Below are 10,483 nucleotides of genomic sequence, written 5' to 3' on the forward strand. Positions count from 1 at the left end.
TTGCCGGTGTTTTTGCAGCGCCTATGAGATCGAGCGCCGCCCGCGCGGCGCATCGCTGGCAAGCCAGCTCCCACATTTGTTTCGGGCCAATTATGCCTGTGAGGGTACCGCTGCACGCCTTGGTGCATGTCTCAAGTCAGGCGAGGCGCCAGTGGTGCCCACCTCAAAACCGAGTCGGACCAACAAGGCGGACAGCGATGAAACAACAGGAGTAACTGGCCCGAAACAAATGTGGGAGCTGGCTTGCCAGCGATGCGCCGCGCGGGCGGCGCTCGGTCTTGAGAGCGCTGCAAAGCTATCGCCCTACACCTGGCGGCCCACATGCGATCCCACTTGAGAACGCCGCAAACCTCACGCCCCACACCCCCTTTTTGCCTGCCCCCCTGATGACGGCTGACGAATTCTGACGCACACTGCCGAAAATTCCGATGCCCGATGCCCCGTTCTACTGGGGCACAGCTGGAGCACGCAATGGCGCGACAAACACTCACAACAAACGCCCATGACCCGCTGCAGCAATCCCGCATGGTCCGCCTGAAGCTGGCCAACGAGGGCGAACTGCCCTTGGGGATGCTGCGCGACGAAATCGACGCCTCCTGGCGGCGCAGCCTCAGCCATGGCCTGGACTGCCTGCAGGGCGAGCAAGTAGGCCTGGGCATTCGTCACGGCCTCGACCTGCGCACGCTGCTCGAGCACAACCGGCTGCTGATCGACGCGGTCACCCCCGAGCTGGACTACCTGGTGCGCCGCCAGGGCCAGAGCGGCATCGTCATCCTCGGCGACGCCCAGGCCAACGTGCTGGCCATCGAAGGGCACAAGCATGCGCTGGAGCGCGAGGGCCTGCGCGACCTGCACCCCGGCAGTTGCTGGAGCGAGGCGCTGCGCGGGACCAACGCCATCGGCACGGCCGTGGTCGAAGGCCAGCCCACCCTGATCAACTGCGGCGAGCATTACCTCGACCGCCTCAGCCCGTTTTCCTGTACTTCGGTACCGCTGCGCGACCCCCATGGCGAAGTGATTGGCGTGCTCGACGTGACCCGCGAAGGGGTCATGGCCCAGCCCCAGGACAGCCTCACCGCGCTGATGCTGGCCGCCGGCAACATCGAGTGCCGCTTGTTCGGGCTGTGCCACCCCGAGCACCTGGTGCTGGCTTTTCACAGCCGCCCACAATACCTGGCCAGTGCCTGGCAGGGCCTGCTGGCCCTGAGCCTGGACGGCGAGGTGCTGGCCGCCAATGACAACGCCTGCCAATTGCTCCAGCTGAGCCGGCAGGCGCTGCTCGGCAGGCGCTGCAGCGACTTGCTCGGTGAACGTTCGCCAGCCTTCATCTCTCGCCTGTGGCAAGGCGGCGTCAGCAGCGTGCAGACCGCCAAGGGCGACTTCTTCTTCCGCGCCGTGCAGCTACCGCGCCACGCCAAGCTCAACGGCGCCACGGCGAACGCCAGGCCCGCAGAATCGGCCAGGGCCCAGGCCCTGGAAGCGCTGGCCGGCGCTGATGCGCGCCTGGCCCGTGGCCTGCGCATGGCCCGCCAGGGCCTGGCCAATGGCTTGCCGGTGCTGTTGCTGGGCGAAACCGGCACCGGCAAGGAAGTCATCGCCCGGGCTCTGCACCAGGCCAGCCCGCGTGGCGACAAAGCCTTCATCGCGGTCAACTGTGCGGCGATCCCCGAGGGGCTGATCGAATCGGAGCTGTTCGGCTACCGCGAAGGCGCTTTCACAGGTTCGCGCCGTGGCGGCATGGTCGGGCGCCTGATGCAGGCCCACGGCGGCACGCTGTTCCTCGACGAGATCGGCGACATGCCGCTGGCCCTGCAGGCGCGCCTGTTGCGCGTGCTGCAGGAACGCCGGGTGGCGCCGTTGGGCGCGGGCGACGAGCAGGAGATCGACGTGGCGTTGATCTGCGCCACCCACCGCGACCTCAAGCGCCTGGTCAGCGAACAGCATTTTCGCGAAGACCTGTACTACCGGGTCAATGGCGTGTCCCTGCGCCTGCCGGCGCTGCGCGAGCGCGACGACCTGGCCAGCATCATCGAAACCCTGCTGGGCAAGTTCGGCGCCCGTGGCGTGAGCCTCGACCCGGCGCTGGCCGGCCTGCTCGAAGGCTTCGACTGGCCGGGCAACATCCGCCAGCTGGAGATGGTGCTGCGCACCGCCCTGGCCATGCGCGAGGACGGCGAGCAGGTGCTGACCCTCGACCACCTCACCGACTGCCTGCTCGACGAGCTGGCCAGCGGCACGACGCCCTCCGGCAGCCTGCGCGACAACGAACTGGAACTGATCCGCGGCGCCCTGACGCGCCACCAGGGCAATGTCTCGGCGGCGGCCGAGGCGCTGGGCATCAGCCGCGCCACCCTGTACCGCAAACTCAAACAGTTGCGCGGCTGAACCATGGGCGGACTGTTCTCACGCTTGATCGAATCGAGTGACCCCCTGCTGATGCGCCAGGCCCTGGCCTGGCTGTACGGTTTCGTGCGCCCGCAACGGCGCGCCATCGGCGTATTGCTGGGGTTGTCGCTGGGCGCTTCGTTGCTGGCCCTGGCGCAACCCTGGCTGGTCAAGACCCTGATCGACGAGGGCCTGCTGGCCAAGGATTACCAGACCCTCTGGCACATGGCCGCGATCATGATCGGCGCCGGCCTGCTCGGCACCGTGCTGGCGGGGGTGAACCGCTACCTGCACACGCGGCTGTCCGGGCGCATCCTGTTCGCCCTGCGCGATGACCTGTACCGGCATCTGCAGCAGCTGTCGCCGACCTTCTACGGACGGCGGCGCACCGGCGATATCCTTTCGCGGCTGGACGGTGACGTCGCCGAGATCCAGCGCTTTGCCGTGGACTCGCTGTTCTCGGCGGTGTCGGCGGTGATCGGCCTGGTCGGCGCGCTGGCTCTGATGTTGCTGCTGTCCTGGCAACTGTCGTTGCTGCTGGCGCTGCTCATCCCGCTCGAAGTGCTGTGGCTGCGCTGGATGCGCCGTAAGGTGGAGCGCGAGGTGCGCAGCCTGCGCGAGCGCTCGGCGGACGTGTCGTCGTTCCTGGTCGAAACACTGCCGGCGATGAAGTTCATCCAGGCCGCCGGCCAGCAGCGCCGCGAGGCCGAGCGCCTGGAAGGCCTGGGGCAGGGCTACATGAGCCAGTTGCTGAAGGTACAGCTCACCGAATTCTTCACCCAGGCGGTGCCCGGCACCCTGACCTCGTGGTGCCGTGCCTGCGCCTTCCTGGTCGGCGGCTGGTGGGTGATCCAAGGTACCTGGCAGCTCGGCGCACTGATCGCGTTTTCCACGTACCTGGGCATGGCCGTCGGGCCAGTGCAGAGCCTGCTGGGGCTGTACGTGGCGGTGCAGCGCATGGCCGTGAGCCTGGGGCGGGTGATGGAACTCAAGCGTGAGCCGGTCGCGGTTCAGCCTGCCGAAGCGCCGCTGCCCATCGCCGACGGGCCCGGCGAACTGCGCCTGGAGGCGGTGCACTTTGCCCACGATGAGCGCCAGGGCGGCGTGCTGCGCGGCGTCGATGCCAGCCTGCCGGGCGGGCTCAAGGTCGCCATCAGCGGCGCCTCGGGCGTCGGCAAATCGACCCTGATCGACCTGCTGCAGCGGTTCTACGACCCCGATGCCGGGCGCATCCTGCTCGACGGCATCGACTTGCGCCAACTCGACTTGCAGGCCTTGCGCCGGCGCATCGCGGTGGTCAGCCAGGACATCGTGCTGTTTCGTGGCACCCTGGCGCAGAACCTCGCCTACAGCACGCCCGAAGCAACCCGTGAACAGCTCGAAGCAGTGGTGCGCCTGACCCGCCTGGACAGCTTGGTCGGCAGCCTGCCGCTGGGCCTGGACGGGATGCTCGGCGAGCGTGGCCAGCAGCTGTCCGGTGGCCAGAAGCAACGCATCGCCATCGCTCGGGCGCTGCTGCAGCAACCGGCGATCCTGGTACTCGACGAAGCCACCTCGGCGGTGGACGAAGCCACCGAGCGCGAAGTGATCGCTGCCATCGACCAGTTGTTTGCCGGGCGCACGCGCATTTTGATCAGCCACCGCGCCTCGACCTTGGCCGATGCCGATGTGCACCTGCACTTGAGCGACGGCCTGCTGCGCAGCAAGGAGCCGGCCGGGCATGACCAGTGAACTGCGCGTTGGCCTGATCGACAGCGGCTGCTCGCCCAGGCAGGCCACCATGCTGCTCGATGCCCGGCGCTTCTGGCTGGCCGACGGCGTGTTGCAGGAAGGCGAAGCGCTGCCCGATGCCCTTGGCCATGGCAGCGCCGTGCTCGAGCGTATTTGCGCTGAGGCCGGTGCCATGCCGCTGCTGCTGGCCCAGGTGTTCGACCGTCAATGGAGTACCAGCGCCCTGCAAGTGGCCGCCGCGCTGCTGTGGCTGGTGGAGCAGGGCGCCGCGGTGATCAACCTCAGCCTGGGCCTGCACCAGGACCGCCCGGTGCTGCGCCAGGCCTGCGCCGAAGCCCAGGCCGCCGGGGTGCTGCTGTGTGCCTCAAGCCCGGCGCGGGGCGAACCGGTGTATCCGGCAAGCTACCCAGGGGTGATTCGGGTAACGGGTGATGCCCGCTGCGCGCCGGGTGAATGGTCATGGCTGGGAACCGCCCAGGCCGATTTCGGCGCCCATGTCGGCACCACCGGCGGGGCGGGTGCCAGCCTTGCCTGTGGCGCGTTCAGCGGCCTGGTTGCTGGCGTATTGCGCAACCGGCCCGAGCTGGAACACCTGGCGTTGGTCCACTGGTTCAAGCACCACGCGGCGTTCACCGGCCCGGAGCGCAAGGGGCAGGCTGATGGCTGACGCGCGCATTGTGGTACTCGGCGCGGGCCCTGCCGGCGCCGCCACGGCCCTGGGGCTGCGACGCCTGGGTTATGCCGTGACCGTGGTCAGCGACTGGCGCCGCTTCGCCGCCATCGAAGGGGTTTCCCAGCGCGTGCTCGACGGGTTGCAGCATGCCGGGCTTGGGGCAGCACTCGCGCAGGCCACCACCCCCGCTGAACGGCAGGTGCACTGGAATGGTGAACAGCTGCGCCTGAACCAGGAGTGCTTGCTCGATCGCCAGCGTTTCGACCGGGCCTTGCGTGACGACCTGCGTCGGGCCGGGGTCGAGTTGATCGAAGGCCGGGTGCGCGAGGTGCTGCGCGATGCCGGCCATCGGGTGCGCCTGGACGATGGCCAGGTGGTGCATGGCGACTTTCTGGTCGAGGCCCGTGGCCGCCAGGCGCCGCTGGCCGAAGGGCGCCTGCGCGGGCCGGAGACCGTCAGCCTGCTTAACCTCTGGCAGGGCACGCCAGGGGCAGCGGCCTCGGCCGTGGAGAGCCTGGACGATGGCTGGGCGTGGATGGCGCGGCTGGACGATGGCCGTTGCTACTGGCAAGTGACATTGGATGCAGGTACGGCCAGCCTGCCGGGCAAGGCACAGCTGGCGGCGTATTGCGCCGAGCGCCGGCGTACTTCGGCGCAGGTACGGGCAATCTTCGATCAACAGGCCTTCGCCCCCGCGCAGGTGCATGCCCGCAGCAGCACGGCGATCCTGGCCGGCAGTTGCGCAGGCGACGATTGGCTGCGGGTGGGGGATGCGGCGATGGCGGTAGACCCGCTTTCGGGCAATGGGATTTTCCAGTCGTTGTCGTCGGCGTTGCAGGCGCCGGTGGTGATCAACACCTTGTTGCGGCGGCCTGAGAGCGCCGCGCTGGCGCAACGATTCCATCAGGAGCGTATCGAGCAACTGTTCCTGCGCTTTGCCCGCATTGGCCGGGATTTCTACGCTCAGGAGCAGGCAAGAGCGTCGGGCGCGTTCTGGGCTGCGCGCCGCAAGTGGCCGGATGCGCAGCCGATCCATGCCCAGGCCGCCTGGAGCGCGGTGACGGTGGAACGTCGGCCGGTGTTGCGTGATGGCTTCGTGGAGGAGGCCGAGGTGGTGGTGACGGCAGACCAGCCGTTGGGGGTGTGGCACCTGCAAGGGGTTGAATTGGCGCCTGTGGTCCGTGGGGTGCAGGCGGGGCAGTCGCTGCAGGCGTTGTTGCGCGATCGGCCCGAACAGCAGCAGATGATGGTGCGGCGGTGGCTGCAGGAACAGGGATGCTCTTGAGATTCTGGGGCTGCTGCGCAGCCCTATCGCGACACAAGGCCGCTCCTACAAGTGTTCGCGGTCTCCTGTAGGAGCGGCCTTGTGTCGCGATAGGGCCGCAAAGCGGCCCCAGCTGTGCCAAACCCAACAACAAAGGCCACGCCATGCCCGTCCCCGACCCGTTTCGCCAAGGCCTCGAACGAGGCTGGATCACCCACGATGCCTCGCGCCTGGAGCAGGACCTGACCTTCGAAGCCGACGTCGCCGTGATCGGCAGCGGCGCCGGCGGCGCCACCACGGCCGAGGCGCTGAGTGCCGCCGGCCTGAACGTGCTGCTGATCGAGGAAGGGCCGCTGAAGACCAGCAGCGACTTCCACCTGCTGGAGCACGAAGCCTACGCCGAGCTCTACCAGGAAGGCCTGGGCCGGCTGAGCAAAGAGGGCGCCATCACCATCCTCCAGGGCCGCGCGGTAGGCGGCACCACCCTGGTCAACTGGACCTCGAGCTTTCGCACCCCGCCGCAAACCCTGGAACACTGGGCCCAGGAGCACGCCGTCAAAGGCCTGGACAGCGCCACCCTGGCGCCCTGGTTCGAACGCATGGAGCAGCGCCTGGGCATCACCCCCTGGGCGCTGCCACCCAACGCCAACAACGACGTGCTGCGCCGCGGTTGCGAGGTACTTGGCCACCGCTGGGCGGTGATCCCGCGCAACGTGCGCGGCTGCTGGAACCTGGGTTACTGCGGCATGGGCTGCCCGGTCAATGCCAAGCAGTCGATGCTGGTCACCAGCATCCCGGCCCTGCTGGAAAAGGGCGGCACGCTGCTCTACCTGGCCCGCGCCGAGCGCTTCAGCCACGACGGCCAACGGATCGACCACCTGCTGTGCCAGGCCCTGGATGCCCGCGGCGTGCACCCGACCGGCCGGCAGATCCAGGTGCGCGCCCGTCATTACGTGCTGGCCGGTGGCGGCATCAACAGCCCGGCCCTGCTGCTGCGCTCCGAGGCCCCCGACCCGCACCAGCGCCTGGGCAAGCGCACCTTCCTGCACCTGGTCAACTTCAGCGCCGCGCAGTTCGCCGACAGGATCGACCCGTACTATGGCGCGCCGCAGTCGATCTACAGCGACCAGTTCCAATGGCAGGGCGGCGTCGACGGGCCGATCGGCTACAAACTCGAGGTGCCGCCGCTGCACCCGGCCCTGGCCAGCACCCTGCTCGGGGGCCACGGCCAGGACAACGCACTGCGCATGGCCGAGCTGCCGCACACCCATGTGATGCTGGCGCTGCTGCGCGACGGTTTCCACCCGGACAGCCCGGGCGGCCAGGTGCAACTGCGCGGCGATGGCTCGCCGGTACTCGACTACCCCGTCACCGACTACCTGCGCGACGGGCTGCGCCGGGCCTGGCACAGCATGGCGCAGATCCAGTTCGCCGCCGGGGCCCGCCAGGTGATGCCCGTGCATGGCGATGCCCGCTACGTCGACAACCCCGCGCAAGCGGCCGCGATGATCGACGGCCTGCCCCTGGAACTGTTCCGCATGCGCCTGGGCAGCGCCCACGTCATGGGCGGCTGCGCCCTGGGCGAAGATCCGCGCCAGGCGGTATGCGACAGCCTGGGCCGGCATCATCAGCTGGAAAACCTGTCGATCCACGACGGCTCGCTGTTCCCCACCAGCATCGGCGCCAACCCGCAGCTGTCGGTGTACGCCCTGGCTGCGCGGCTCAGCGAAGCACTGGTCGGGCGCCTGGCACAGGGGGCATGACAGGCCCTGCACGCCCTGTCTATAGTGCCATCAGCCGGCCGCGCGACTTGGCCGGGCGCAATCGCTGCGCTACCATCCGACTCCCCAACGCACTCCAGCCAGGATGACGCGATGAACCGAGTGTTGTACCCGGGTACTTTCGACCCCATTACCAAAGGCCATGGCGACCTGGTCGAGCGTGCCTCGCGGCTGTTCGATCACGTGATCATCGCCGTGGCCGCCAGCCCGAAGAAAAACCCACTGTTCCCGCTGGAGCAACGGGTGGAGCTGGCCCGCGAGGTCACCAAGCACCTGCCCAATGTCGAAGTCATCGGCTTCTCCTCGCTGCTGGCGCATTTCGCCAAGGAGCAGAACGCCAATGTGTTCCTGCGTGGCCTGCGCGCGGTCTCGGATTTCGAATACGAGTTCCAGCTGGCCAACATGAACCGCCAGCTGGCGCCGGACGTCGAGAGCCTGTTCCTCACGCCTTCCGAGCGTTATTCGTTCATTTCCTCGACGCTGGTCCGGGAAATCGCCGCGTTGGGCGGTGATATCACCAAGTTCGTCCACCCGGCGGTGGCCGACGCGCTGACCGAGCGCTTTCGCAAGTAACCTGTGTGCCCGGGGCGCGTCCCGCTGACGCGCCCGCGTGCACTGCGGGCGCGAATCCGGCACAATTGCGCCTATCGCATTGAAACATGCCCGGGCCCGACGCCCCGGCCGGAGTCCCCATGTCCCTGATCATCACCGACGATTGCATCAACTGCGACGTCTGCGAACCCGAGTGCCCGAACGCTGCCATCTCGCAAGGCGAGGAGATCTACGTGATCGACCCGAACCTGTGCACCCAGTGCGTGGGCCACTACGACGAGCCGCAATGCCAGCAAGTCTGCCCGGTCGACTGCATCCCGCTGGATGAAGCCCACCCGGAAACCGAAGACGAGCTGATGGCCAAATACCGCCGGATCACCGGCAAGGCCTGATGCCGTTCGTCGCCGCGATACGCCGCGCCGCGCTTGGCGCCGCCCTGGCGCTGCTGGCCACGGCAGCCCAGGCCGACGGCCCGAGCCGCGCCGCCATCGCCAGCCCGCATGCCGAAGCCACCGCCGCCGCCCGGCAGGTGCTCGAACAGGGCGGCAACGCCTTCGATGCCGCCGTGGCCATCGGTGCCGCACTGGCAGTGGTCGAGCCCTACGGCTCGGGCCTCGGCGGCGGTGGTTTCTTCCTGCTGCGCGAACAAGCGGCCACCCCACGCTACGCCTTCCTCGACGCCCGTGAGCGCGCACCTGCCGCCGCCCGCGCAGACATGTACCTCAAGGACGGCAAGGTCCAGCCCGGCCTGTCGATCAACGGCCCGCTGGCGGCGGCCATTCCCGGCCTGCCCCAGGCCCTGGCCGACCTCGCCGCCAGCCACGGCAAACTGCCGCTCAAGGACAGCCTGGCCCCGGCAATCCGCCTGGCCAACCAGGGCTTTGCCGTCGACCGCATCTACCGCGACCGTGCCACCATGCGCCTGGCGGCACTGCGTGACGACCCTGAAAGCGCCCGGCTGTTCCTCAGCGCCAATGACGTACCGGCCCTGGGCACGGTGATCCGCCAGCCGGAGCTGGCCGCCACCCTGCAAGCCCTCGCCGAGCATGGCCGCGACGGCTTCTACCGTGGCCCCACCGCGCAGCGCCTGGCGCGAGCCGCTGCGCTATCGGCTGGCCGAACAGCGCGAACTGATCAGTAGCCCGCCGCCGTCCGCCGGCGGCGTGGCCCTGGCCCAGAGCCTGGCGATGCTGCAGCGCCTGCCCTGGCAGAGCGCCGAGCCGGTACAGCGCAGCCACTACGTGATCGAGGTGCTGCGCCGGGCGTATCGCGACCGTGGCCTGCTGGGCGACCCGGACTACGTCGCCAACCCCATCAACCGCCTGTTGGCGCGCCACTACCTCACTGGCCTGGCCGACAGCATCGACGTGCGCCAGGCCACTCCCAGCAGCGCCCTGCCGCCGTCACCGGCCTGGCGGGAAGGCGACCACACCACCCACTTCGCGGTGATCGACGCCGACGGCAACGCGGTGTCCGCCACACTGTCGGTCAACCTGCCGTTCGGCGCGGCGTTCAGCGTGCCCGGCACGGGCGTGGTGCTGAACAACGAGATGGACGATTTCGCCGCCGACCCCAGCGGCAGCAACAGCTACGGCCTGGCTGGCAGCCAGGCCAATGCCGTGGCGGCGGGCAAGCGGCCGCTGTCGAGCATGAGCCCGACCTTCATCGAAAGCCCAAGCCAGTTCGCCAGCTTCGGCACGCCCGGCGGCAGCCGGATCCCGAGCATGGTGCTGCTGTCAGTGCTGGGTTTCCTGGAAGGCCGACCAGTGGCTGAGTGGCCGGCGACGCCACGCTACCACCACCAGTACCTGCCGGATGTGGTGGAGCATGAGCCGGGGACGTTCAGCGACGCACAAAAAGCCGAGCTGCAGGCGCGCGGCTATCGGTTGAAGGATGTGGGGCGTAACTACGGCAACCAGCAGGTGCTGTATTGGGACAAGGCTGGCGGGACCGTGGAGGCGGCCAGTGATCCCAGGGGTGTGGGGCAGGCGGCGGTAGTCGACTGATCCGGCCCTATCGCGGGGGACACCCCCGACCCCCCGATCCACCCCCGCCAGCAGGGAAAGGGGGTTGCCCCCGCGAAGGGCCAACGCCAAC

7 protein-coding genes and 1 pseudogene are annotated in these 10,483 nt (G+C 68.7%); all 8 read left to right on the plus strand.

The annotated features are described in order from the left end of the window. The first annotated feature begins 471 nt into the window (after window positions 1–471). The 8 genes and pseudogenes from ABE459_RS20805 (at window position 472) to ABE459_RS20840 (ending at window position 10,392) form a co-directional block, all read left to right on the plus strand. Window positions 472–2,385, plus strand: a complete 1,914-nt coding sequence (locus ABE459_RS20805) for a sigma-54-dependent Fis family transcriptional regulator (protein ID WP_323830978.1) — start codon at window positions 472–474, stop codon at window positions 2,383–2,385. Window positions 2,386–2,388: 3 nt separating this feature from the next. Continuing rightward, window positions 2,389–4,116, plus strand: coding sequence for an ABC transporter ATP-binding protein (locus tag ABE459_RS20810; RefSeq protein ID WP_125464202.1), 1,728 nt, complete (start codon window positions 2,389–2,391; stop codon window positions 4,114–4,116). After that, complete coding sequence (locus tag ABE459_RS20815; RefSeq protein ID WP_323830979.1) at window positions 4,106–4,783, plus strand: S8 family serine peptidase; 678 nt, start codon at window positions 4,106–4,108, stop codon at window positions 4,781–4,783. The genes ABE459_RS20810 and ABE459_RS20815 overlap by 11 nt, the downstream gene beginning before the upstream one ends. Beyond that, the gene (locus ABE459_RS20820) at window positions 4,776–6,074 is read left to right on the plus strand and encodes an FAD-dependent monooxygenase (RefSeq protein ID WP_323830980.1); all 1,299 of its coding nucleotides are present in this window, start codon (window positions 4,776–4,778) and stop codon (window positions 6,072–6,074) included. The genes ABE459_RS20815 and ABE459_RS20820 overlap by 8 nt, the downstream gene beginning before the upstream one ends. A 143-nt stretch (window positions 6,075–6,217) precedes the next feature. Then, window positions 6,218–7,816, plus strand: coding sequence for a GMC family oxidoreductase (locus ABE459_RS20825; protein ID WP_323830798.1), 1,599 nt, complete (start codon window positions 6,218–6,220; stop codon window positions 7,814–7,816). Between the two features lie 111 nt (window positions 7,817–7,927). Continuing rightward, window positions 7,928–8,407, plus strand: coding sequence for a pantetheine-phosphate adenylyltransferase (gene coaD / locus ABE459_RS20830; RefSeq protein ID WP_110996032.1), 480 nt, complete (start codon window positions 7,928–7,930; stop codon window positions 8,405–8,407). 119 nt (window positions 8,408–8,526) lie between these two features. Beyond that, window positions 8,527–8,778: a YfhL family 4Fe-4S dicluster ferredoxin gene (locus tag ABE459_RS20835; protein ID WP_011531711.1), complete on the plus strand. Its 252-nt coding sequence runs from the start codon at window positions 8,527–8,529 to the stop codon at window positions 8,776–8,778. Beyond that, window positions 8,778–10,392: pseudogene (locus tag ABE459_RS20840) on the plus strand (gamma-glutamyltransferase family protein). The gene ABE459_RS20835 and the pseudogene ABE459_RS20840 overlap by 1 nt, the downstream one beginning before the upstream one ends. Window positions 10,393–10,483: the final 91 nt, after the last annotated feature.

It is taken from the genome of Pseudomonas sp. TWI923 (genome assembly GCF_039673365.1).
GTDB classification, from domain to species: Bacteria; Pseudomonadota; Gammaproteobacteria; order Pseudomonadales; family Pseudomonadaceae; genus Aquipseudomonas; species Aquipseudomonas sichuanensis.